The 24,278-nt window shown below is 33.9% G+C and carries 19 protein-coding genes and 1 tRNA gene; 5 read left to right on the top strand and 15 right to left on the bottom strand.

What is annotated here, in order from left to right; genetic code table 11:
- Window positions 1–195: 195 nt before the first annotated feature.
- From ABTV69_RS06905 to ABTV69_RS06885, 5 genes are all read right to left on the bottom strand, one after another.
- Window positions 196–648: a thioredoxin family protein gene (locus ABTV69_RS06905; RefSeq protein ID WP_294958964.1), complete on the bottom strand. Its 453-nt coding sequence runs from the start codon at window positions 646–648 to the stop codon at window positions 196–198.
- Between the two features lie 217 nt (window positions 649–865).
- Complete coding sequence (locus ABTV69_RS06900) at window positions 866–1,333, bottom strand: thioredoxin family protein (RefSeq protein WP_433834895.1); 468 nt, start codon at window positions 1,331–1,333, stop codon at window positions 866–868.
- Between the two features lie 48 nt (window positions 1,334–1,381).
- Window positions 1,382–2,866: a peptide MFS transporter gene (locus tag ABTV69_RS06895; RefSeq protein ID WP_433834894.1), complete on the bottom strand. Its 1,485-nt coding sequence runs from the start codon at window positions 2,864–2,866 to the stop codon at window positions 1,382–1,384.
- Window positions 2,867–4,543 (bottom strand): peptide MFS transporter, encoded by a 1,677-nt coding sequence (locus tag ABTV69_RS06890; protein WP_433834893.1) that lies wholly within the window; start codon window positions 4,541–4,543, stop codon window positions 2,867–2,869.
- 36 nt (window positions 4,544–4,579) lie between these two features.
- Entirely contained in the window at window positions 4,580–6,751 is a 2,172-nt protein-coding gene (locus ABTV69_RS06885; RefSeq protein ID WP_433834892.1) for a S9 family peptidase, read from the bottom strand.
- A gap of 180 nt (window positions 6,752–6,931) precedes the next feature.
- Here ABTV69_RS06885 and ABTV69_RS06880 point away from each other — a divergent pair, with 180 nt between their 5' ends.
- Entirely contained in the window at window positions 6,932–8,245 is a 1,314-nt protein-coding gene (locus tag ABTV69_RS06880; RefSeq protein WP_433834891.1) for a hydroxymethylglutaryl-CoA reductase, degradative, read from the top strand.
- Window positions 8,246–8,328: 83 nt separating this feature from the next.
- Window positions 8,329–9,237, top strand: a complete 909-nt coding sequence (locus ABTV69_RS06875; protein ID WP_433834890.1) for a GYDIA family GHMP kinase — start codon at window positions 8,329–8,331, stop codon at window positions 9,235–9,237.
- A 20-nt stretch (window positions 9,238–9,257) separates the two neighbouring features.
- Here ABTV69_RS06875 and ABTV69_RS06870 read toward each other — a convergent pair whose 3' ends face one another.
- The 7 genes from ABTV69_RS06870 to ABTV69_RS06840 form a co-directional block, all read right to left on the bottom strand.
- Window positions 9,258–9,698 carry a hypothetical protein gene (locus ABTV69_RS06870; protein ID WP_433834889.1) on the bottom strand — a complete coding sequence of 147 codons (441 nt, stop codon included), beginning with the start codon at window positions 9,696–9,698 and terminating at the stop codon, window positions 9,258–9,260.
- A 282-nt stretch (window positions 9,699–9,980) separates the two neighbouring features.
- Window positions 9,981–12,080, bottom strand: coding sequence for a peptidylprolyl isomerase (locus ABTV69_RS06865; protein ID WP_433834888.1), 2,100 nt, complete (start codon window positions 12,078–12,080; stop codon window positions 9,981–9,983).
- Window positions 12,081–12,187: 107 nt separating this feature from the next.
- Window positions 12,188–13,444, bottom strand: coding sequence for a hemolysin family protein (locus ABTV69_RS06860; protein WP_433834887.1), 1,257 nt, complete (start codon window positions 13,442–13,444; stop codon window positions 12,188–12,190).
- A gap of 3 nt (window positions 13,445–13,447) precedes the next feature.
- On the bottom strand, window positions 13,448–13,642 hold the full coding sequence (locus ABTV69_RS06855) for a hypothetical protein (protein ID WP_111426242.1): 195 nt from the start codon (window positions 13,640–13,642) through the stop codon (window positions 13,448–13,450).
- A 4-nt stretch (window positions 13,643–13,646) separates the two neighbouring features.
- On the bottom strand, window positions 13,647–14,204 hold the full coding sequence (lptC, locus tag ABTV69_RS06850; protein ID WP_433834886.1) for an LPS export ABC transporter periplasmic protein LptC: 558 nt from the start codon (window positions 14,202–14,204) through the stop codon (window positions 13,647–13,649).
- 51 nt (window positions 14,205–14,255) lie between these two features.
- A complete protein-coding gene (locus tag ABTV69_RS06845; RefSeq protein WP_433834885.1) occupies window positions 14,256–15,485 on the bottom strand; it encodes a hypothetical protein in 1,230 nt (409 codons plus the stop codon).
- On the bottom strand, window positions 15,478–16,212 hold the full coding sequence (locus ABTV69_RS06840) for a type III pantothenate kinase (RefSeq protein WP_433834884.1): 735 nt from the start codon (window positions 16,210–16,212) through the stop codon (window positions 15,478–15,480). Before ABTV69_RS06840 ends, ABTV69_RS06845 begins: the two co-directional genes overlap by 8 nt.
- 99 nt (window positions 16,213–16,311) lie before the next feature.
- Between ABTV69_RS06840 and ABTV69_RS06835 the strand changes: the two genes are divergently transcribed.
- The 3 genes from ABTV69_RS06835 (at window position 16,312) to ABTV69_RS06825 (ending at window position 18,414) form a co-directional block, all read left to right on the top strand.
- Window positions 16,312–16,384, top strand: a tRNA-Phe gene (locus ABTV69_RS06835).
- A 290-nt stretch (window positions 16,385–16,674) separates the two neighbouring features.
- A complete protein-coding gene (locus ABTV69_RS06830; RefSeq protein ID WP_433834883.1) occupies window positions 16,675–18,168 on the top strand; it encodes an MFS transporter in 1,494 nt (497 codons plus the stop codon).
- 12 nt (window positions 18,169–18,180) lie between these two features.
- Window positions 18,181–18,414, top strand: a complete 234-nt coding sequence (locus ABTV69_RS06825) for a DUF6814 family protein (protein WP_201998914.1) — start codon at window positions 18,181–18,183, stop codon at window positions 18,412–18,414.
- 161 nt (window positions 18,415–18,575) lie between these two features.
- Here the strand turns inward: ABTV69_RS06825 and ABTV69_RS06820 are convergent, their stop codons facing one another.
- From ABTV69_RS06820 to ABTV69_RS06810, 3 genes are all read right to left on the bottom strand, one after another.
- Window positions 18,576–21,452 (bottom strand): alpha-amylase family glycosyl hydrolase, encoded by a 2,877-nt coding sequence (locus ABTV69_RS06820; RefSeq protein WP_433834882.1) that lies wholly within the window; start codon window positions 21,450–21,452, stop codon window positions 18,576–18,578.
- A gap of 84 nt (window positions 21,453–21,536) precedes the next feature.
- On the bottom strand, window positions 21,537–22,637 hold the full coding sequence (locus ABTV69_RS06815) for a SusE domain-containing protein (protein ID WP_433834881.1): 1,101 nt from the start codon (window positions 22,635–22,637) through the stop codon (window positions 21,537–21,539).
- 19 nt (window positions 22,638–22,656) lie between these two features.
- Entirely contained in the window at window positions 22,657–24,261 is a 1,605-nt protein-coding gene (locus ABTV69_RS06810) for a RagB/SusD family nutrient uptake outer membrane protein (RefSeq protein WP_433834880.1), read from the bottom strand.
- Window positions 24,262–24,278: the final 17 nt, after the last annotated feature.

Here is a 24,278-nt window from a genome sequence, read left to right as displayed (position 1 = left end):
TTAATAGATTAAAAACCAACTTGTAAGCATTAAAATCAAATTAATAATAATTAGTTGTTTTTTTAATAAATGTGAAATAAACACTAATAAAAATAATCAAATTCATGATGGCAATTTTGAGCATAAAAAAATCCCCTTCTGGAAAACAGAAGGGGACTAAAAAAAATTAAAATAAAAGTCGAATGAAATCGTTTACTATTCTGCTGGATGTAAAATTGCATTTGATTCTGCAATCCAAGCTTTTGCTCCTCCAGGTTTGTAGGCTATTTTTCCTAAAGCACTAAATGTTGTTTTGTTTTTTCTTACCGATGCCATTGCAAAGCATACTTCTGGAAGATCTTGAACCCCAAATGCATTTTTTAATTTCACATTTTGTTCGCGGTCGCTATCTGAAGCATTCATATCAGACAAATCTAATTTTACTAAGACCACGTTATCACGTGACCAAACAGCAAAATCGGGCGTTTTAAAGATTTCATTTTGGAGATTTTCTGGTACACCTGAGGCAGTGAATAAAATCAACATTGGTTTTTTCTGGTCATTACTTATCGCAATAGCATCAGTCATGTTTGTTCTCCATGCTAGATTTTGGGCTTGCGTCATAAATGAACCTAAAAAAAACAGTAGGATAAGTAATTTTTTAGTCATATAAATTGGTTTTGGTTAGATTAGCAAGACGAAATTAACATTATATTTTAATTATCCAATTTTTATTGGGATAAAAAATACATTATGTGTTTTTTTACATATAATAAAATACAAAATACTCAATTGATCATAAATTTATAAATAATTTTTCCTACTAAACACCAAAAAAAAAGCCTCTTACAATGTAAGAGGCTTTTCAATATTTTTAAATAAAAATTTATAATTTTTTAGGATGTACAATTCCTTCTGCAACGGTTAACCAAGCAGATGGTCCGCCGGCAACATATCCAGTTTTACCTAGACCTTTAAAATTAACTCTTCCATCTTTCGTTTCCGCACTTGTAAAGAAAATAGTAGGAAACCCTTGAATACCGAAAGCTTGTTGCAATTCGTTATTTTGACTCTTAAGTTCTGGAGTTTGCGCAACAGCTCTAGGATAATCTAATTCTACTAAAACTACATTATCTGTAGCCCATTTTTTAAACTCAACAGTTTTCAAAACTTCATTTTGCAAACGAATACACCAACCACACCAATCACTGCCAGTAAAAAACATCAGCATAGGCTTTTGTTCCTTATTACTAACATTAATTGCTTCTCTAACATCTGTATACCATTTTAACTCTTGTGCCTGAATATTTACAGCACCAATTAAAAACAAAGCAATAAGTACTATTTTTTTCATAATGGGAAATTTTAAACAAATTTACACAAAAAGTGATTACCAATATAATTATTTAACTTCCTGCATTAATCTTCTGATTAGCGGTGTAGCAACAATTAAAACAACTCCAGCAATTAAAGAATATAATGCTAATTGATAATATCCGTCTGTATATGCTATAAGCTTAGACATTAATGTTGTTCCTGTATTGGCATCAGATATTTCTGCTCCTAATTTTCCTGCAGCAAACTGACCGAATGCACTAGACAGAAACCATAATCCCATCATCATTCCAAACAATCTTTTTGGCGATAATTTTGTAATTACTGACATTCCAATAGGCCCGATACACAATTCTCCAAGCGTATATACAAGATATCCCAAAGCAAATACATCTAGAGAGCTTAATCCTTTTTCATCTACAAAAAATCTTGCGCTGTAGAAGACAAAGAAACCTGCAGCAAGCAAAACAAATGACAAACCAAACTTAATAACCGTATTAGGTTCGATTTTTCTTTTAGCCATAAATATCCACAACAATCCAACTAACGGACTGAAAATAACAACATACAAAGAGTTAATACTATTATTTACCACATTTGGATCAATATGGAAAAACAGCATTTTGTTAGACAAATTGTCTTTTGCAAACAAAGACAAAGAACCTCCTGATTGCTCAGAAATTGCCATAAACATAAAATATCCAAAAATGAATACAAATGCAGCCAAAAGTTTTCGTTGCTGCTTCGCATCCTTCAACATTATCAGTTCATAGGCAAAATAACCTAACGCCACTATTCCCATAGTATACATAAAGTATTCTGTAAAATCAGAATTAATAACCATTATATATACTAACGGAATTACAACAAAAGAACCTACATAAACACCGATCTCATAAAGATTACGTTTTTTAGGTTCATGATTTTCTAATGGAGAATTTCCAATTGGCGCTAAATGTTTTTTGGTTAAAAGAAAAGTAATAACCCCAATAATCATAACAATAGCCGCAGAAAGAAAACAAAGGCTCCAAGAATAGTTTTTTCCTAAATAAATAGGAATTGCACCACCAAGCATACCTCCAATATTAATTCCTGCATAAAACAATCCGTAGCCGGCATCTCTGCGACCGTCGCTTTCGTGATATAACTCACCTACCATTGATGAAACATTTGGTTTAAAGAACCCTGTTCCTATGATAGAAAGCGTTATCCCATAGTAAAAGAAATCATGCGGCGAAGCTGCAATAAGCAAATTCCCAAGAATCATGACAATTCCACCAAAAAGAAGCGATTTTTTAAAACCTAAAATTTTATCGGCAAAAATTCCGCCAATAAAGGTAAACGCATATACAAAAGCTTGAATTGCCCCGTATTGCAAATTTGCTTTTCCTTCTAATAAACCCAATTGGTCTACCATAAAAAAAGCTAAAACTCCTCTCATTCCGTAGAAGCAAAAACGCTCCCACATTTCAACCAAAAACAAGTACCACAATTGTTTTGGGTACTTGCCTTTAAAATTTTGAATTTCTTCTAAAGTAATATTGTTTTCCATTTATCTAACACCGTGCATTAATTTTTTCAATAGTGGTGTTAAAGCAAATAATAAGATTGCCGCAATACCTGTCAAGACAACAAAAACCATAAAAAACTCATATAAATTATGGATTTCGAATCCTGCAAAAATTGGATTTTGCGCACTAATTTGATGATGATCCAACAAAGCCAATTGGTCTGCTGAAAGTGTTATTTTTTTATCTAAAACTGCTTGCAAATCTATTCCAAGTTCTTTTGCTTTTGCAAATTTATCACCCGTTGCTGGTAAGATAGAACCTAGAGTTCCTCCTAATGCATATCCAGATGCATTTGATAAAAAGAATACTCCGTATAATAATGATGCGAAACGTTTTGGAGATAATTTACCAACCAATGACAAACCAATTGGAGATAAACATAATTCTGCACATGTATTTAAGAAATATAATAAGATCAACCATTTTACTAATAAAAGTCCAGAAGTTCCGATGTAAGAAACTTGAGTTGCAATCATAAAGAAGCTAACCGAGATGATTACTAATCCAGCCGCCAATTTTACTGGAGAAATAGGCTCTTTTCCTTTAGCTCTTAACGTGTCCCAAAGAACACTAAATGGAACAGCCAAAAACACAACAAACATTCCATTAAAAATTTGAACCATTGATGGAGGCATTGCCCAACCAAAGAAGTGTCGGTCTGTTTGATTATCAGCAATAAATGTTAAAGAAGAACCAGCTTGTTCAAACGCAGCCCAAAAGAAAATAATAAAGAACGAAACAATGTAAATTACAATAATTCTATCTCTTTCGATCTTAGTCAAAGAAGTATCAGAAATAATCAATCCTGCTAGTGCCAAACCACTTGAATAAATCAAAGTATAAATCAAGTTCTGACCTACAACATAATGGAAAAAGAATCCTAAAGCGACAAATGCGATTCCTGCGCTAATTAAAGCTTTAGTAGAAAAATTTGCTGTTTGCGCTTCTCCTTCTTCAAAATCTGAAGCATCATTTTTAGAAGGAAGTCCTCCTAAAGCTTTCCCTTCTGGAGAAACAACGTATTTATTTTTTAAGAAGTAAAAAAGTATTGTCCCTAATAACATTGCAACAGAAGCCGCCATGAATCCCCATCTGAAAGCGTGGATATCTCTAATTCCTCCTGCATCTTTAACATCTCCCAATAAAGGACAGATTGACTGACCTAAAAAAGCTCCGATGTTAATACCCATATAGAAAATAGTAAATGCACTATCTAATTTTGTTTTTTCCTGTTTCGGATATAAACTTCCAACCATACTAGAAATGTTTGGTTTGAAGAATCCGTTTCCAAAAACAATTACACCAAGTGCAGAGTACATAATGATTTTTGCCAGACCTAAATTAGATTCGAAAACACTTCCACTTGTAAACAAAAGCATTTGTCCAATCGCCATAAGCAAACCTCCCAAAATAATACAGTTTCTGTTTCCTAAATAACGATCGGCAACAAAACCTCCTAACATTGGTGTCAAATAACAAAGTCCGAGAAAACCTCCATAAATTAATGATGCTTCCTCTTCTTTCATTAATAATGAATTTACAAGAAATAAAGTCAATAAAGCTCGCATTCCATAAAAATTGAACCGCTCCCACATCTCCGTTCCAAACAATACCCAAAGCCCTTTTGGATGCGCAGTTTTTACTTGAGTTTCTCCCATATTATTGTCTATTTAATTAGCTTTAAATATTTTAGATTATAAATTTTCCTTGATAAAGTTGGTCATTTTATTATAAAGCTGAATTCTAGTGTTTCCGCCATAAATACCATGATCTTTATCTGGATAAATTTGAGAATCAAATTGTTTATTTGCCTGAATTAAAGCTTCCATCATCTGCATCGTGTTTTGAACATGAACGTTGTCATCTCCAGAACCATGAATCAACAAGAACTTACCTTTCAATTTGCTAACGTGATTGATTGGAGAGTTTTGATCGTATCCACTTGCATTTTCTTGTGGAGTTTGCATGTATCTTTCTGTATAAACACTGTCATAGAACCTCCAGTTTGTAACTGGGGCAACTGCAATTGCCATTTTGAAAACGTCATTTCCTTGGAAAATACAGTTAGAAGCCATAAATCCACCGTAGCTCCATCCGAAAATTCCAATTCTTGAAGCATCAACATACGTATAAGCACCCATTACTTTTGCTGCATCGATCTGATCTTCAACTTCATATTTCCCTAATTCTTTTTGAGTCACTTTTTTGAAATCAGCTCCTTTGTAACCAGTACCTCTTCCATCAACACAAGCTACAATATAACCTTGCTGCGTTAAAGAAAGAAACCAGTAATCGTTAGAATTATTCCATTGATTTGCTACTTGCTGAGATCCTGGGCCAGAATATTGGAACATGAAAACAGGATATTTTTTTGAAGGATCAAAATCTTTTGGTTTTAAAATCCAAGCATTCAATTCGTTCCCTTTTGCCGTTTTTAAAACAAAATACTCTTTTGAAGGAAGATTATACGCTTTCAATTTATCAGCAAGAGCTTGATTGTTTTCGATAACCTGAATTTCTTTTCCTGTTTTAGCCTCGTTTAAAGTATACGTTGTAGGCTGTGTATTACTTGAGAAAGTTGTAATGAAGTATTGGAAATTTGGACTAAAAGTCGCTGCACTTGTCCCCACTTTAGAAGACAAACGTACTTTATTTTTTCCGTCTAAACCAATTCTGTAAAGATCTCTATTGATAGAACCATTTTCTGTAGATTGATAGAAAATAGTTTTTGTTTTTTCGTCAAAACCATAGTAAGAAACAACTTCCCAGTTTCCTTTTGTCACTTGATTTTTAAGTTTTCCGTTTTTATCATATACATAAATATGATTAAAACCGTCTTTTTCGCTAGTCCAGATAAAACTGTTGTCTTTTAAGAAAGTCAAATTATCTGTAACATCTACGTAAGCTTTATCTTTTTCATTTAAAACCACTTTTGCAGCAGCCGTATTTCCATCAACAAACAATAAATCTAAGTTATCTTGGTGACGATTTAAAACTTGTGCAGAAAGCACATTAGCATCATTTGTCCATTGCATTCTTGCAATGTAGAAATCATTGTATTTTCCTAAATCTACTTTTTTAGAAGTATTTCCAGCGGCATCATAAATATGCAATGACACTAGTGAGTTTTTTTCGCCGGCTTTAGGATATTTGAACGTTTCGATTGTTGGGTACAAATCTTTATGAAACATTGACATCGAGAATTCTGGAACTTGGCTCTCGTCAAAACGGATGTAAGCTAATTTTTTACTGTCTTTACTCCAGTCAAATGCTCGCACAAAAGCGAATTCTTCTTCGTAAACCCAATCCGTAATACCGTTTATAACCGCATTTTTCTTACCGTCTGTTGTAACTGCTGTAGATTTTTTTGAAGCAACATCATAAATATACAAGTTGTTTTCTTTCGCATAAGCAATTTTTGTTCCATCAGGTGAGAATGTTGGTTCTTGAATTTGAAAATCAACCAATTTAGTCAGAGATTTTGCTGCAATATCATAAAGGAAATAATCTGCAGTAAAAGAGTGACGGAAAATTTTAGATGAATTACAAGCAATTAAGATCTTTTTTTCCGAAGCATCAAAAGTGTAGCTGTCAATTCCGTCGGCAAGTTCTTTGTAGTTTTTTGTATCAATAAGATTCGATACTTTTTTAAGTGTTGCAAAATCGTATAAATCAATCTGCATGCTTCTGCTTGCCATATCAACATTTAATACAGTATATTGATTTGTATTTTTCAGCGATTGCAGTTCATCCATCCCTTTTGCCCGGAAAGTTCCGCTAAAAACATTTTCGACAGTTATTTTCTGCTGTCCAAATGCGACCGCAGTTAAAAATAAAAGTACTGCAGTAAATTTACTTGTATTCATTATAATTATTTTAAATATAAAAAGAGCCCAATTTTAGTAAAAAAAATAAACATAATACACATTTTAAGTGTTAAATGTTAAAAAAAATAACGATTGCGTATTTCCAACTTTAAAATACATTGCAAACAAAACTCTTAAAATAGTATCTTTGCCGCAACATTATTATTTAATATACTGAGAATGAACAACGCTGTTGCTGGATTTTCTAAATTATCCAAAAAAGAAAAAATTAACTGGATCGCAAATGAATATTTTTCAAATCCTGAGGAGGCACAAAATATTATAAGAAATTACTGGAATTCAGACGACAAGCTTCAGCAACTTCATGATGAATTTATAGAAAACACGATTACCAACCTTTATATTCCACTTGGAGTTGCTCCTAATTTTTTGATCAACGGAAAATACAAAACCATTCCGATGGCTATTGAAGAAAGTTCTGTTGTAGCGGCCGCTTCTAAAGCAGCAAAATACTGGTCTACAAGAGGCGGATTCAAAGCTACTATAATTAATACGGAAAAAATTGGCCAAGTTCATTTTACTTATAATGGAGATGCCGAAAAACTAACTCCGTTTTTTGATCAAATAAAATCTAAATTCTTCTCAGAAACGCAAAGCATTACCAAAAATATGCAACAACGTGGCGGTGGTATTTTAGACATAAAACTAAAAGACAAAAGAAGTTTACTTGAAAATTACTACCAGCTTCATGCCACTTTTGAAACCAAAGACAGCATGGGAGCCAATTTTATAAATTCTTGTTTAGAGCAATTTGCCTCTACTTTAAAAGAAGAAGCTCAAACTTCAGACTTATGCAAAAATGGTGAAAACTTAGAAGTCATCATGAGTATCCTTTCTAACTACGTGCCTCATTGCCTTGTTAGAGCCGAAGTTTCTTGTCCAATCGAAGAATTATCAGAAAAACACATTACCAATCCACAAGAGTTTGCAGAACGTTTTGTTCAAGCCGTTCAAATTGCAGAAGTCGAACCTTTTAGAGCGGTTACGCACAACAAAGGCATCATGAATGGTGTTGATGCTGTAATTTTAGCAACAGGAAATGATTTTAGAGCTGTAGAGGCTGGAGTACATGCGTATGCCGCCAGAAACGGCCAATACGCAAGTTTATCTCACGCTAAGATCGAGAATGGCATTTTTACTTTTTGGCTTGAAATTCCACTTGCCGTTGGTACAGTTGGCGGCCTGACTTCTTTACATCCATTAGTAAAATTGTGTTTAGAAATTTTAGAAAAACCTTCTGCACCAGAATTAATGGAAATTGTGGCTGTTGCAGGTTTAGCGCAAAATTTTGCAGCATTACGCTCCTTAACTACCACAGGAATTCAAGAAGGCCACATGAAAATGCACCTTAACAATATCATCAATCAATTTGAAGCTACCGACGAAGAGCGCCATTTAATTAAAACGCACTTCAAAAAAATAGCGGTTTCTCATAGCGCCGTGGTAGAATTTATTGAGAATTTAAGAAAATAAACAATCCCGTAAATTCCAATGTTTTAAATTCCAAATTCCAACGTTGGGATTTGAAATTTTAGGAATTGAAATTTTAGAATAATATGTCAACAACCTTTTATAGTAACGGAAAACTTTTTATTGCAGGAGAATATCTCGTTTTGGACGGAGCAGATGCTTTTGCGTTACCTACAAAATTTGGTCAGGATTTAGTAATTGAAGATTCAGAAGACAAGCAAATCGACTGGAATAGCTATGATCACGATAATCATTTGTGGTTTAAAGAAATTATCACTTTCGAAGAGGTTATAAAAGGTTCAGATCCGGCAATAGATACTGTAAAGTCAACCTTAGTTAACATTCTTCATGAAGCTTATGTTTTAAATCCAAAATTCATCGATACGGCCAAGGGCTATAAGGTAAGTACGCACTTAAGTTTTCCAAAAAACTGGGGGTTAGGAACCTCTTCTACTCTCATTAATAATATTGCGCAATGGACCGAAATTAATGCTTTTACGCTTTTAAAAAACAGCTTTGGCGGAAGCGGTTACGACATTGCTTGTGCACAAAACAATACGCCTGTTTTATATCGAATAAAAGATAATTTTGTAGAACAAGTTGAATTTAATCCCGATTTTAAAGACCAGCTTTATTTTGTTTATTTAAATAAAAAACAAAACAGCAAGTCTGCCATATACTCCTACAACAACCACAAAAGCAGCCATTTAGCAGCAAGCGTCGCAGAGAACAACAAAATTACAGACGCCATTCTTCATGCCAAAACATTAAAAGAATTTGCTTCTGCGATTCAAAAACATGAAATTCATCTGAGTAAAGTCTTAGAAATGCAGACCATAAAAGAGGCTATTTTTCCCGATTTTAATGGCGTAATTAAAAGTCTAGGCGCATGGGGCGGCGATTTTATATTGGTAGTTTCTAAAGAAAACCCGAAAGAATATTTCTTTAATAAAGGATATGAAACTATTTTAACTTATGATGAAATGATTTTATAAAAATCATTTCATCATAATTATTAATTCGCTTTTTTATTGCTTTTAGTTTCTTTCGTCTCCAAACGGCGTACAGATTTATCTTGCTCATTTGACTCGATAAGTCTATTATGCAAGCGTTCTGCCATCTTTTCAATGCTATTGGTAATAGAATCATACACCACTTCCATTCGGCGGTGTTTCTCTTCTTTTACTGCTCTTAAAACATCTTCAACAAAAATTTTATCGTATTTTTCGGCAACAGAATCATGTGTATTGGTTAATCTAATGACATTATCATTACTCAAAATAGTAACCTTAAAATGTTGTTCTTCATTACTCAAATAATACTTCCCACCCAATTCATCAACGTTGATGTCGGTGCTGCCCACTTTTAAAAGCTCAATGATAATACCGTAAATATGGCTTTCTATTTTGGTATATACTCTCGGCTTCCTTCTAAAAAATTTAAAAGCAAAAAACATTTAAATAATTGATTTTTAAAGCATTTGTTTATTGGAATCGATTTTTTCTTGTCTATCTATTTTCAGCAAAAGCTAATAATATGTAAAGTGAAAAATCGAGCAAATTAACTGTAATAATTTGAAAGTCACAAGTTTTTTAAATTAAATTTCGATAATCTCTATATACTTTTAGAAAATTAACACTAAAAAAATACAAATCATAATTTATAATCTCATAAGAAAAATAAAAACCCGAAACACATAAGCGTTTCGGGTTTCTTTATAAGAAGAATTACTTTTTAATTAGTAATTAAATTGCAATCTGTTATCTTCAATTTTAGCATTGTTTTTCAACGCTGGCAATACTCTACTTGCATCATTAGCGCTTTGAGCTTTTACTTTCTCTACATACGCAGCGTGATTAGCAATTGCAGGAGCTTTTACAGTTTTGATGTTTTTAACAACATAAACACCTGTATTTCCTTCAATTGGAGCAGAAATTTTGTTTGCTGCTAAAGCAAACGCATTACCTACAACTTGTGGTTCTTGTCCAACTCCACCTGGCAATACTGGATTGTCAAGCGTTACATCAGCAGCTTGCTGAACAGCAACTCCTGCCGCTTTAGCAATAGCTTCGATGCTTGAACCTTGCATTTTAGCTTTTAACAATTCTGCTTTTTTCTTGTTTTTCAAGATTGGCTCAACATAAGGTCTTGCCATATCAACAGAAACTAAACCAGATTTGTTTTCACCTTTATACTGTGCAATAACGTGACCGATATTTGCAATTTCAAAACGTTTTACATCTCCTTTACCAGTTTCTTTATCAAATGCCCATCTTACAATGTTACGTTGGTTTCCTAATGGTCCAAACGCTTCATCCATAGCTTTTGCATTAACTGGCTGAGCAACTTTTAAACCTAATTCTTTAGCTGCAGCATTGAAATCTTTATCAGCAGCATCCATTTCAAATTTAGTTGCTAATGTAAATACTTTATCAGAAGTAGCTTCAGAAGGCTCAATTTTTTGAGCGATTGTAGCTAAACGAATTCCGTCTTGTTTGTCAGTAATTTTGATAATGTGAAATCCGAAAGGAGTTTCAACTAAACCAACTTTACCAATTCCGTTGCTGAATACAAAATCATTGAAAGGTTTTACCATTTGGTTTGGTCCAAAATATCCTAAATCACCACCTTGTTGTGCAGATGAATCATCAGAACTTGTAAAAGCCAACATCATAAAACTATCTGGGTTAGCTTGTACTTGCGCTAAAATTTCTTCAGCTTTAGCTTTAGCTTCTTCTTTAGTTCTTTTCTCTTTTGGACTTGGAGTTTGAGATCCTTCGTAACCAATTAAGATATGGCTTGCTTTTGCGTTAACACCAGCTTTAAATCCTTGAGATTTAGAAATTGCATAATATCTTCCATATACATATGGTCCGTAGATTGCTCCAGCTGGCAAGCTGAATAATTTGTCAGCGTCAACTGCTGGCAATGCATTTTTAGGAACATAAGTAGAATCGTAAGGAACATCAGAATTTGCGTTTACAAATTCAGCAATGTTTGTTGCGTTTTTAAATCCTGGCAATGTATCGTTTTTACCAGTTTTTGCGTTGTAAACAACACTTCCTGATAACAACGCAGTTAATTTAGCTTTAATTTCGGCCTCATCTTCTTTAGAAGCTTTGTCTTCAACTAAAACATATTGGATTTCGCGAGTTGCATCAGCTTTAAATTTTTTCTCGTTTTTCTTCATGTAAGCTACGATCTCATCATCAGAGATTTTTACTTCACTATCTTTAATAGAAGAATAAGGAGCTGCTGCGTATGCGAAACTTACTTTGTTAGATTCCATTTCATACTTTAATTTTCCTTCACTAGCAGTTGTGTAAAGTCCTGATTTAATTAAAGTATTATAGATTTGAAACTTTGCATTCAATTCAGCATCTTTCTCTTTTTGAGAGATGTATTGCGCTGCTTCTGGATTTGTTTTAAAATAATCTTTGAACTTAACCACATCAAAAATTCCTGCTGCGTTTAAGAACATTGGATTTTTACCAATATTTGGATCTGATTTCAAAACCTCTAAAATGTGTTTTTCACCAACTCTCAATCCTAATTTGTCAAATTGAGATGACAATAAAGCGATTGAAACTTCTTGATCCCAAACTCTGTTTGCAGCTTCAGTGGAAGTTATGCCTTGCCCACTTTTTTCAACATTACTAACTTTAACTCTAAAGTCTTCAAATGAAATATCTTTTCCATCGATGCTTCCTACATCTTTTGAACTTTGACCAAATGTTCCTCTTGTAAATAGATCTTGTATTATAAATGCAAATAATGCAAGTGCAATAACTCCTATCAATAAAGCGGAACGCTGTCTAATTTTTGCTAAAACTGCCATTTTATTATCGTTAATTTTATATTCAGTTTGCGAAAATACAATTATCTAGTTAATAACAATACAACTAGCGTTTTATTTTACACATTTTTTTTTATTAATTTAAAAAATCAGTCTTTAATTGTCAATTTGACTAGTTCTATTTTCTTATTTGTCGCCTCTTCAATGCGAAAATGAAACTTATCTATTACAATTTTATCTCCTTTTTGTGGGATTTCTTTCGTATGATTGACAATAAATCCTCCTAATGTACCGTACGAGTCCTCTTCTGGAATCATTAATTTATAGGCCTCATTCAAATACTCTACATCTAATCGAGTTGAAAACAAATACTTGCCTTCCCCTATTTCTTCTTCAATCAATTCTTCATCTAGATCGTGCTCGTCTTCAATTTCACCGAAAAGTTCTTCTACAATATCTTCAATGGTAATAATTCCAGAAGTCCCCCCATATTCATCCAAAACAACGGCAACGTTTTTTCGCTTTTTAATTAACAGATTCAAAACATCTTTAATCAAGATTGTTTCTGGAACAAATTCGACTGTCATTAAAACCGACTTTATCGTAGATGGTTTTTTAAACAAGTCAAAAGAATGCACATACCCTACGATATCATCTAATGAATTCTGACTTATAATAATCTTGGAATATCCGGTTTCTATAAACATAGCTCTAAGATCATCAACGCTATTAAACAAATCAATGTCTACAATTTCTGTTCGAGGCGTCATGATATCGCGCGCCTTAACATTGGAAAACTCTAATGCATTTTGAAAAATCTGAATTTCAGAATCTACTTCTTCATCTTCTTCAACGGTGCTCATTTGCTCGGTTATGTAATTTCCGAGTTCAATTCTACTAAACAGATGAATTTGGCTTCCTTCGGTTTTAAAGAATTTACTCAATACAAAATCTGCAATCCAAATAAAGAAAGTAGAAATGTAATAAAACAGTCGATAAAACAAGTATGCCGGAAGTGCCAGAATCTTAATTAAAGAATTGGCGTAAATTTGAAAAAATACTTTTGGAAAAAATTCTGATGTCAGCAAAACAACAAATGTGGCAAGAAGCGTCTGGATTAGAATATTCCACCAATCAGAAAAGACTAAACCAAAATAAGCCATCCAATTTAAAATTAGATCGCCCATAAAAAAACCGTAAATCACCAAAGCTACATTATTGCCAATAAGCATGGCAGCAATAAATTTGGATGGATTTTCGGTTAGTTTTGTTAAGATTCGAGACAGGAAATCATCCTGTTTCTTTTCTATTTCGAGATAAATTTTGTTGGCGGATGTAAAAGCGATTTCCATCCCAGAAAAAAAGGCGGCTAGTATTAAACAGATTATTATAATACTAATTTCCATTTTTTATTGGTTTTTATTTCGGTCGTTATGCTTATTAAGAAATCTTCTCCTAAAGAAAAACATAAAAATAGCCATTCCTGCAATTACAAAATAAAAAGGATAGCTCTCATCTCCTTCATTTAGTTTTACTATACCATCATAAGTAAAGAAAACTGCAAAAAGGATGTAAACGTATTGTGTATATTTTAAATAACCCATAATATTATAATTCTTCGTCTGATTCGATTTCACCGCTTATTCGCTGCGAATTGATCACTTTAAAATCTTTGCTAAAATCTATTCCCTGACCATAGGAAACTCCCTTTTTATCGGTCAATTTGAACTTTCGTTCTGTATAAAACCACTCGTTTTTCTGATCGAAATACAACTGTTCTGTTTCTAACATCTGTCCTTCTTCAGAAGTAATTTTTACTTTGCCTATCAAATCGATGATTCCTGTATTTTTATACGAAACAGCGTAATTACCACGTATAAAGGTACGTTTTTGCTTTTTATCGTATAAAGTAACATCTATTCCTTTTGGGAATTCTGTAAAAGGAAAATCAAGATTTGAATAATCTAACATTTTCGGACTTATCAAAACTCCTGTAATGCGTCCAGAATCTGTGTATTTAATATTTACAGTATCGGCATCACTGGCAGGAACAAATTCTGAGAAGTTAATTTTCTGAACTTCTTTAAAATTACTTTCGCATCCAAAAAACATTGTCACAGCAATAACTGTGACAACTATTAAACTATATCTTTTTGGTAAATTCATTTGCCAAATGTAGTAAATTGTAATGAGCTTCTAAAAGATAAAATATTTTGATTATTGGTATTTGCTCTTCACGAACCACTTATCGTTGAAAGAGAAACTTAGACTAAAATTAACATAATTCTCCTGTACTAAGTCTGCTGATGTTGTACCACGCTTACCAAATTCGATTCCGAAATTGACATTTGAGAAAGATCCAGGAATTGGAATTCCGGCACCTAATGTCATTCCGACATCTTTAATAGATTCGTTATTTACAATAAGACCAATTTTTTCATATTTCAGACCAGCTCTATAGGTAATCCTGCTCATATAGCTTGTAAAAGAAGCATAATTTGGAAGGTAATAACCTCCAACAGCATATTTAGAATAGCTCTCATATCTTACATTGCTTGCAGAATTATAATAATTTGCTAACTGTCCGTCTCCTTGAAAAGTCATATTTGCTCCCACAAGCCATTTTCTAGCTTCACCAACCCCCAAGCCAATACTCAATTTGTTTGGCAGTTTTAATTTTGTTGTTTCAGTTGGAACTACATAAGAATCTGAATCTCCTTGAACTGAGATTACTCTTGTATTATCTGAATTTAGATTACTCGCAAAAGAATAACTCAAACTAGAAAATATGCTAGTTTTTTTATTGATTTTTTTCTGATACATGGTTCCGAAACTGAATCCAACTCCCGAAAGTTCTGAGGTATTAACCTCTGCAGTTCCATTTTGAACTCCTGTAATTGCCTCTATACTTGTTGTAGTAATTTTTCCAAAATTATACTGTGCATCTACTCCAATATTCCAGTTATGCATTATTTTATATGACAAACCGAAGTATACCTTATTTACACCACCTTTTCCGTCAAGCTGAGAACTTGTCGCTCCTTCTGTTGCTGAATTGTCTTCACGAATTTTATATCCTACGGAACTTACGGGAATCAAACCAAATGAAGCACCAAATTTCCCCATTGGAATTCCTAGTGCCAAATAATCAAAAGTAGAGCGTTGTGCTTTTTCTGATTGAGAAGTCGTTTTTAAATTAGAAGTTGCAAATGTTCCTCCAACTGTAAAAGTTGTCTGAATTAAGCTGGCATAACTTGCCGGATTTTCTAAATTTAAGTGAATCGTATCTTGCTCTACTGCAACTCCTGCCATAGATCTGTTTTCAAGTGTTCCCTTGAATCTTACATCTCCTATTCCGAAAAAAGAATAAGGCGAAGCTGTACCTTGTTGAGCGAATGAAACGAACGATATAAGCAAACAAGCGCTTAGTATTACTTTTTTAATCATTGTCGATTTTATATTGATATGTTTGGCTCAAACTCTCTAGAAGGAAATTTGAATTGGCAAATATGGTATTTTTTAATCGTTTAGCCAAAAAATCTGCATCGCCTCCCGTTAAAATTATGATAAAATTTGAAAACTCTTTGCGATATTCATCGATAAAACCGTCAATCTCATAGACGAAACCATTGACAACACCAGAATGTATGGCCTGTGCAGTCGAGTTTCCCACATAAGAATCGGGCGATTCTAAGGTTAGTAACGGCAGTCTAGCCGTAAAATTATGCAATGCTTCATATCGCAAACGAAGTCCCGGAGATATGGCTCCTCCTAAATAATTGTCATTTTCGTCGATAAAATCGTAGGTAATGCAAGTTCCAGCATCTATAACCAAACGATTTTGTTTTGGAAATTGCAGCGTTGCTCCAGCGGCCAAAATCATTCGATCTATACCTAAAGTTTTTGGCGTTGCATACTTATTATGGAAAGGAAAAACATCTTCGTGAGTAAAAAAGTGAACTTTCAGTCTATTTTCGAAAGTCAAAAAGGACTGTTTTTCGATATTTCCAACCGAAGCCACAACCAAATCGGAGCATTTTGGATATTTTTCTAAAATATTTTTAATTTTTTTTTCGATTTCATTTTTATCAAAAACAAAATTTTCTAGAGAAGTATTACCCTCAAATACAGATGCTTTAATTCTTGTATTACCAACATCGACCGTTAAAATCATATTTCCTTTTTTGCTTTTGCGAAGATACGAATAGATTTTTTCTAAAAAATGTTTTGCACAAACCAAAAATGATTATATATTTGCACCCGCAACAAGCACGGTACCTTAGCTCAGATGGTAGAGCAATGGACTGAAAATCCATGTGTCCCTGGTTCGATCCCTGGAGGTACCACGAAACCCGAATAGAAATATTCGGGTTTTTTGTTTTTATACTTTTCTGTTTTTTTAACCGCAAAGAGCGCAAAGATTTACGCAAGGTTCGCAAAGCTATTTTAAACTTTGCGAACCTTGCGTTTTTTTTCTTTGTGTCTTTGCGGTTAAATCTTTTTTTACTTCGAAATCAAAAGTCAACAAATAAATAGTTTTTGTTAAAAAAGTATTAAGTGAATAAAAAAATATCTTCTATATTCGTAAAACTGTATTTTTAGAATTCATATATTAACAAGATCTCAAAGTTGTTTTATGAGCAAAACTTCTACTAAGGGCATTTGGAAAGTAATTTCGGCCTCTTCTATGGGCACCATGATCGAATGGTATGACTTTTATATTTTTGGCAGTTTGGCTGTCGTTATTTCTACTAAATTTTTCCCTAGCGACAATCCGACCGCAGCGTTCTTATCTACTTTAGCCACATTTGCCGCTGGATTTGTAGTTCGTCCATTTGGAGCTTTGTTCTTTGGAAGGCTCGGTGATATTATTGGGCGTAAATATACTTTTATGGCTACCTTATTATTAATGGGTGGTTCTACTTTTTTAATTGGCTGTATTCCAAGTTACGAAACGATTGGTTTTCTAGCTCCTTTATTAGTTTTGATTTTGCGTTTGCTTCAAGGACTCGCACTTGGCGGCGAATATGGCGGAGCCGCTACCTATGTTGCAGAGCACGCTCCAGCGGGAGAAAAAGGCTATTGGACTTCTTGGATTCAAACTACTGCTACCGTTGGTTTGTTTATTTCTCTAATGGTTATTCTGGCAACCAAAAGCGCACTTTCTGCTGAAGCTTTTGATACTTGGGGATGGCGTGTTCCATTTTGGGTTTCGATTGCTATGGTTGGCGTTTCCTATTTAATTAGAAAAAATATGGATGAGTCTCCTGTTTTCGCGAAAGCTAAAAAAGAAGGAACCACAAGCACGAATCCGTTAAAAGAAAGTTTTGGAAACAGATACAATTTAAAATTTGTGCTTTTGGCTTTGTTCGGAGCTACAATGGGACAAGGTGTTGTTTGGTATACGGGTCAATTCTATGCCATGAGTTTTATGAAAACGGTAATGAATGTGGATTCCTCACAAGTTGATGAATTATTAGGAATTGCGCTTTTAATCGGAACTCCGTTTTTTATCGTTTTTGGATGGCTGAGTGACAAAATTGGACGTAAATATATTATGATGTTCGGAATGCTTTTGGCAATTCTATCGTACAGACCTATTTATAAAGCAATGTACAGCACAACAGACATTAGCCAAAAAACAGAAATCGTAGAAAATCCGAGAGAAACAACTGAAAAGAAAGCTGACGGAAGTTCTGTTACAACCATTCAAAAAAAATATACTGACGGTACAACCATGATTGAGAAAAAAACGTACGTGGATAAAAAAGATGTGCAAACAAGTGTCTCAATCCAAATAAATTCAACAGATAAATGGGCTTTAATCTTTCTGGTTTTTATTCAAGTGCTTTTCGTAACGATGGTGTATGGTCCTATTGCTGCATTTTTAGTTGAAATGTTTCCAACCAAAATCAGATATACTTCTATGTCATTACCTTATCATGTTGGGAATGGAATTTTTGGCGGATTGCTTCCTGCCATTTCCACCTATTTTGTATCACACGCCAAAACAGCAGGCAAAGCGGATTTTTATTTGGACGGATTATGGTATCCTATAATTATTGCCGGAATCTGCTTTGTTATTGGCATGATTTATATTGACAACAAAAACAAAATTACTCACCTTTAAAATTTATAAAAAATGAATGCGATTAAACAAGTTTTAGGGGCGTTATGGATTGCTTTGGCCGCAGCTGCTGCCTATTTTTGCGTGTTTGAATTTGGTTTGCCAAAACTTCTTTCGGACCAGCAGGATGATTTGGTATTTGGTGTAATTATTCTTTTTATTCTTACTCCGCTTATCGTTATGGGATTAGGAACATTTGGATATTATTCTTTAATCGGGGAATACAACGACCCTAAAAGAAAAAAATAAACCAAACAATTATAGTTAAATCACAAAATAATGTCTGCTTATTCAACCACATCTTAAAGACATTAAAACACCCAAAATAAAAGATTTTATAATTAGAAAATTACCTAAACAAAAAAAAGGCTGTCCATTTCTAGACAGCCCTTTTTCATTACTAACCAAACTTAATTTTTAATAAATTTCGCAACGCGAACTTTATTATTCTCGTCAAACGTCTTTACAAGATATAATCCAGAAGCTAAACCACTAACTGAGAATTGATAATCTGAATTTCCGTTTGTATTAAATGTTTTTACTAATTGTCCTGCAAGAGAATAGATATCTACTTTTGAAGTTTGAAATCCTAAAGTAAAATAATCGGCAACAGGATTTGGATATAAACTAACTTGGCTTCCTTTTTCAAAATCTTCTATTGCCAAATTTGCTTGTTTATTGCCATAAATTCTAAATTCTCCTGGTGCTAAACTTATTGGAACATTTACATCGGCAATATTAATTGTTGAATTATCCATCAAATTATACCAAGCGCCAGTATATTGAAAACCTGGAATCATATTTTGTGCTGTTGTATCAAAATTCGCCAAAATCACAATGTCTTTAAGCTGTGCAGAAGTCAAATTGCTGTTTGTAATTTTGATATTCACCATTAAAGTAGTGGTATTGGCCATTGTTGCCGTTCCTAAAAATACTGGCTCTGTTTTTTTAAGAGTAATCATTTTAGCCCAATCGTTGTAAATTTTATTTCGATTTGAATCGCCAAGCCAATTTTCTGTCCATTGTGGCTGTGGTTTTGTATCTAATTTACAATCGTTAGGAGTTGTTGTTGTTTCATCATTTACAGTTCCGTTATTACAAGTAAAAATTGAATCATCCATTCCTAATTCACCAAAATGCCAAATCATCTTCGGCCCTGGAATCAGTAAAGAAACTGCTCCAATTGCAGACATTCTTGACAATGCCGTATTTAATGCCTTTACATTATAGCTCCCGTTTGACGCACCGTACTGAACATTTTTATACATCAAACGTTCTTCGTCATGGCTTTCTGCATAACCCATTAAACGGTTTGCAGTAAATCCGCGGTTGGCACTATTCATTCTGTAAATATTACTTTCAGAAGCGTATCCCATTGACAATTGATTGTATTCTTTTGTCATTTTTCCCCACATCATTACACCTTTACTTTGTGTTTCAGTTACTCTGTAATTGGCCCATTGCTGTTCCTCAGCATCAGAACCTAAATGTTCAAAAATGGTATAATGCGTTGGATCTATTGCCCAAGAAAAATCAGCGTATTTTTTCAAAATATCAACACGATCTTGCTGGTAAGAATCGGTACAAGAATTATCGCTTGCTGTACACGATTGCGTAAATCCTTTGGTTAAATCCCAACGGAAACCGTCAATTTTATATTCTTCAATCCATTGTTTAATCACACGATTTACATAATACTGTGTTTTTAGCGATTGATGATTAAAATCTTCACCTACACTATAACTGTGTTTTGCTACTGTATTAAAGTATGGATTCTCAGCTGTTGGAGATCCAAAACCATCTCCATCAGGATCATTCATCCACATTCTTACCATCGGATTTCTTCCAAAAGCATGATTTAGCGCCACATCTAGAATCACAGCAATTCCGTTTTGATGGCACAAATCGATAAACTCTTTCAATTTGTCTGAAGTTCCGTAGAATTTATCCAAAGCCAAATGAAACGAAGTATTGTAACCCCAACTTTCATTGCCTTCAAATTCCATTACTGGCATTAATTCGATTGCGTTTATTTTTAAATTTTTAAAATAATCTATTTTATCAATCAAACTTTGATAGCTTCTTGCCGCATCAAAATCACGAACTAAAACTTCATAAACTACTAATTTTTCTTTTTCAGGTTTTACAAAGTTTGTCACTTGCCAGTTGTAAGGAGTTTGTCCCGTTTTTAAAACCGTAACCTCAAAGTTTTGTCCCACAGGATATACCGGCATATTTGGATATTTTGAAGCCGAAATTGAAGGATCATCGTAAGGAGATAAAACCAAAGTTGAATATGGATCTGCTGTTTTTACCATTGCTGGCGAATTGGCAAGTGGCGTTGCATCTACAACCCAATATTGATAAGTGTTGTTTTCTCCTGAAACCAAACCTGTTATTTCTAACCAAAATTTTCCAGAAGATGGATCTTTTTTCATAGCATAAGCCGCTGTTGGCTGCCAATTATTGAAACTTCCCGCAACATAAACAAAATCTTTTAGAGGCGCATCCAAAACCAAAGTCGCTTTGGTAAAATCGGCTGAGTTATAATTAATTCCATCAACTAAGCCAGTAGGCATAGTTTCAGAAATCGTGTTAGGATTTACAACTACTGCAAATTTCTTAGAAACTGTAGTTGCTCCTTGAGTTGCAATTAGCTCATAACTTTGATTGCTCGTAATATTGGTATGTGTATATGAATAACTTGACGTGCTTGCATTTGTATTTATGGTTATTCCGTTTGCTTTCAGGGTATAACTTCCTGCTCCACCAGTATTGGTTGCACTAATATTAAAATTGGAACCAGAAGTAACAATTGAAGTGCTATTTTCTGTTGGAGAAGTCAGTGTAACTTGGAAAGAACCCACGTTAACAAAAAAATCAGAACATGAAGGAGCCAATTTTAATGTTTGGCTTCCGTTTGCATTTCTAAATACAACTCCCATTTTTGTCGCTGCAGACTGCTGTGTAGAGGTCAATCCAAAATAAACACTTGGCGTAATGGTAATGCTCCAAGTTCCGTTTGCATTTTTTGTCATTAATCCAACGCCATCGTCAGATCCCCAATTTCCTTTGACAACTTGCCAAGGATTTGCTTCGTTACCAATACCTGCATGCATATAAACCTTAGCGGGATTGGTTCCCATTGTATTACATATATTCGATGCGAATGAAGCTGTTATGGTTATTTGCTCATTGACTTGAAATACAGCTGGTGATACTGTTATCTGTTGAGCATCTGCTACAATAGACAATAAAAAGAAAATAAAAAGTAATGTTTTTTTCATAATCTCGTGGTTTGTGTGGTTAGTTAGCTTGATTAAAAAAGGGCTATCTGGAGATAGCCCTTTTTCAGTTATTAACTGAAGTTTTTATTGATTAGGAATCATTAGATAACTTCCGTCTAAGTCATTGAAGTAAATAACATATTTAGATTTGGCAACTGGAATATTGTCTCCAGTACCTCCACCTGAAAAGGCAGTAGTTCCACCCCAAGAAACATCCCAGGCGTCATTTGCTCTGAATTTCATTCCGCCATCATTTAGAGACGTTATACCTAAAGTCCAAATATGCGCATTAAACGTTGATTTAACCATTGGTGTAGATGCATCCCATCCTTTAGCAGTTGCATCTCCAATAATACCCACTGTATTATATGTTGGTGCTGTAGCTCCTGCTGCGTATGGCTCTAGAGTATAAGATAATTTCTGAACATCCATTTTAAATTTGTAGTATCCATCAGCAGCGATTTCAATACTTGGAGGATCTTGATCTCCTTCTGTTGCTCTGAAAACTAGAGAGCCATCTTTACCTCCATACATTGGAGCCCAGCTTCCTAGGTTTTGAATAGCTTTAAAATATCCTTTTTTAAAGTATCCTGTAAACACGTATTCATTAGCATTTTTCGCATTTCTGAACAAGATTTGATTTCCTTTATTATTGTCCCAACCAGAAACAGTTGCATCACCAACTAAGTACCAATCAACAAAATTATAATCTACTTTTCCTACATAAGGAGTTACCTTAATTGAAATTAAACCTTTTGAAACCTGAGTAAAACTTCCTGAAACATTTGATGTAATTTTCACATCGTAATCAGCAGCTACTTCTGGTTTTCCGCCTAAATCAATTGCTGCTTGATTTAATTCTTTACCTAAAACAGAAACCTCTGTAATACTATTTGTAGTAGTCTGCAATGTTTTTGCATTGGTAAAATCTCCACCTTTCTTGTCAATCAACAAAGTATACTTTATTGCTACATCTGTAGAATAATCCGCAGCAGACCAAGTAAATTTAGCCACTTCATCTGATGCTTTTTCCACATCCAAAACATAATTTTGTCCTGTTGTTGGTGCTGTAATTTCTGGAGCTGCAACAACATTCAGAATCGGTCTTTCGTCAACAGCGTCAGCATTACAAGACACCGCTAATACACCAATAAATGCGATTAAAATTTTATATATATTTTTCATTTTACAGTTCTATTAGATATTAGTACCCAGGATTTTGTTTCAATGTAGGGTTCGCTTGAATTGTCTTAGAAGGAATTGGCATTAAATCTCTGTATGAGTCTGTTGCAACTCCGTTCATCACACCACCTTTCCATTGCCAGATTTTAGTTCCTCCTGTAAATTTCCCGAAACGAATCAAATCTGTTCTTCTATGGCATTCCCAGAATAATTCTCTTCCTCTTTCTGCCAAAATAAAATCAAGAGTTAAATTTGCACTTGATATTTGAGTTGCTTCTGCTCTTGTTCTAATTTGGTTGATATAATTTACAGCAGTTGCTATATTTCCAGTACTTGCTCCTCTAACTACAGCCTCAGCATACATTAAATAAGCATCAGAAATTCTAAATACTGGAAAATCAGTATCAGGAATATCAGTTCTTTGAGCTGGCGAACCATCAGATTTTTTGTTAGTGTATTTAGTTACAGCATATCCATCTGTGAAAGTTGAAATATTGGTAATATCTAAAGCTTGTCCATCAGTATGGAATGTTCCTCTTTTATCTCCTGTAGCAGTTGCATCAGGGAAAAGAGCTACAAATTCTTTACGAGTTCTTGTACCGAACCATCCACCGTCCATTCCTAGAGTGGCAGCATCGATACTTCCTCCGATAGCAGCATGAATAATAAAACTCATACCTCCACCAGTTGCTCTAATCGCATTTCCATCACTAACAATTGGGAAAATAAATTCGGTTTGAGCACCATTTGTATTGTTATCTGCTGAGAAAAGGTAAGAATAAGGAACATTTGCAAATGTATATCCTGAATTAATAATTTCTGAACATAAAGTTGCTACTTCATTATTTCTTTCTGTTCCCGTATATACTTTAGAGTTTAGGTAAATTTGAGCTAATAAAAATTTAGCTGCCACTTTGTCAACTCTACCATATTCATTTTGTCTGGCATCTTTTAAACTACTATCTAGATCTTTTAATTCAGACTCTACAAATGCAAAAACTTCTGCTCTTGTTTTTTGTACCGGATAAAAGAAACCAACTGGATCTGCTTCTGTAGTAATAGGCACATTACCAAATAAATCCATTAAATTCACATAAGAATAAGCTCTTAGGAAACGTGCTTCTGCTCTAAATGTTGCAATTTCAGCTTTTAGATTTGCATCAACACCTCTTGAGTTTAATTTATCATCTGTAGTTTGTCTTAAAAATTCATTAGCCACACTAATATGATAAGATGCTCTAGAATACGTTCCGTATAAAAACTCATTTACTGGAGACCACGTTTGTGTATTTAGTGTAGGTAAAGTTCCATCAGCCCAAGCAATAACCGCCTCATCTGTAGGTAATTCTTGTGTTACAAAAAGTAAACGCAAGTAACTACTGAAATCACCGCTGAGACCAGCAATATCTGCTTGTCCGTCACCGTCATTTCCTCCTACATATAATCCAGCATATAATTTTGCCAAAACTTGCTTGTAAGATGCTGGATCTTCGAAAAAAGTTTCAGATAAAAATTCATCATCATCTTTTGGTGTCACGTTTAAATCGTCAGTACACGAAGTAAGCGTCATACTTATTCCTAAAATAAATAGGAAGAAATAAGATATATATTTAAATGATATTTTCATTTTGTATGTTTTAAATT

Source organism: Flavobacterium anhuiense, assembly GCF_050990855.1.
Classification (GTDB): Bacteria; Bacteroidota; Bacteroidia; order Flavobacteriales; family Flavobacteriaceae; genus Flavobacterium; species Flavobacterium anhuiense_C.
This window is presented reverse-complemented; position numbering and strand designations above follow the sequence as displayed.

Excerpts from the sequence above, each read along its gene's own strand:
- ABTV69_RS06905 (WP_294958964.1), bottom strand. The coding sequence starts at position 648 with ATGACTAAAAAATTACTTATCCTACTGTTTTTTTTAGGTTCATTTATG.
- ABTV69_RS06900 (WP_433834895.1), bottom strand. The coding sequence starts at position 1,333 with ATGAAAAAAATAGTACTTATTGCTTTGTTTTTAATTGGTGCTGTAAAT.
- ABTV69_RS06895 (WP_433834894.1), bottom strand. The coding sequence starts at position 2,866 with ATGGAAAACAATATTACTTTAGAAGAAATTCAAAATTTTAAAGGCAAG.
- ABTV69_RS06890 (WP_433834893.1), bottom strand. The coding sequence starts at position 4,543 with ATGGGAGAAACTCAAGTAAAAACTGCGCATCCAAAAGGGCTTTGGGTA.
- ABTV69_RS06885 (WP_433834892.1), bottom strand. The coding sequence starts at position 6,751 with ATGAATACAAGTAAATTTACTGCAGTACTTTTATTTTTAACTGCGGTC.
- ABTV69_RS06880 (WP_433834891.1), top strand. The coding sequence starts at position 6,932 with ATGAACAACGCTGTTGCTGGATTTTCTAAATTATCCAAAAAAGAAAAA.
- ABTV69_RS06875 (WP_433834890.1), top strand. The coding sequence starts at position 8,329 with ATGTCAACAACCTTTTATAGTAACGGAAAACTTTTTATTGCAGGAGAA.
- ABTV69_RS06870 (WP_433834889.1), bottom strand. The coding sequence starts at position 9,698 with ATGTTTTTTGCTTTTAAATTTTTTAGAAGGAAGCCGAGAGTATATACC.
- ABTV69_RS06865 (WP_433834888.1), bottom strand. The coding sequence starts at position 12,080 with ATGGCAGTTTTAGCAAAAATTAGACAGCGTTCCGCTTTATTGATAGGA.
- ABTV69_RS06860 (WP_433834887.1), bottom strand. The coding sequence starts at position 13,444 with ATGGAAATTAGTATTATAATAATCTGTTTAATACTAGCCGCCTTTTTT.
- ABTV69_RS06855 (WP_111426242.1), bottom strand. The coding sequence starts at position 13,642 with ATGGGTTATTTAAAATATACACAATACGTTTACATCCTTTTTGCAGTT.
- lptC (WP_433834886.1), bottom strand. The coding sequence starts at position 14,204 with ATGAATTTACCAAAAAGATATAGTTTAATAGTTGTCACAGTTATTGCT.
- ABTV69_RS06845 (WP_433834885.1), bottom strand. The coding sequence starts at position 15,485 with ATGATTAAAAAAGTAATACTAAGCGCTTGTTTGCTTATATCGTTCGTT.
- ABTV69_RS06840 (WP_433834884.1), bottom strand. The coding sequence starts at position 16,212 with ATGATTTTAACGGTCGATGTTGGTAATACAAGAATTAAAGCATCTGTA.
- ABTV69_RS06830 (WP_433834883.1), top strand. The coding sequence starts at position 16,675 with ATGAGCAAAACTTCTACTAAGGGCATTTGGAAAGTAATTTCGGCCTCT.
- ABTV69_RS06825 (WP_201998914.1), top strand. The coding sequence starts at position 18,181 with ATGAATGCGATTAAACAAGTTTTAGGGGCGTTATGGATTGCTTTGGCC.
- ABTV69_RS06820 (WP_433834882.1), bottom strand. The coding sequence starts at position 21,452 with ATGAAAAAAACATTACTTTTTATTTTCTTTTTATTGTCTATTGTAGCA.
- ABTV69_RS06815 (WP_433834881.1), bottom strand. The coding sequence starts at position 22,637 with ATGAAAAATATATATAAAATTTTAATCGCATTTATTGGTGTATTAGCG.
- ABTV69_RS06810 (WP_433834880.1), bottom strand. The coding sequence starts at position 24,261 with ATGAAAATATCATTTAAATATATATCTTATTTCTTCCTATTTATTTTA.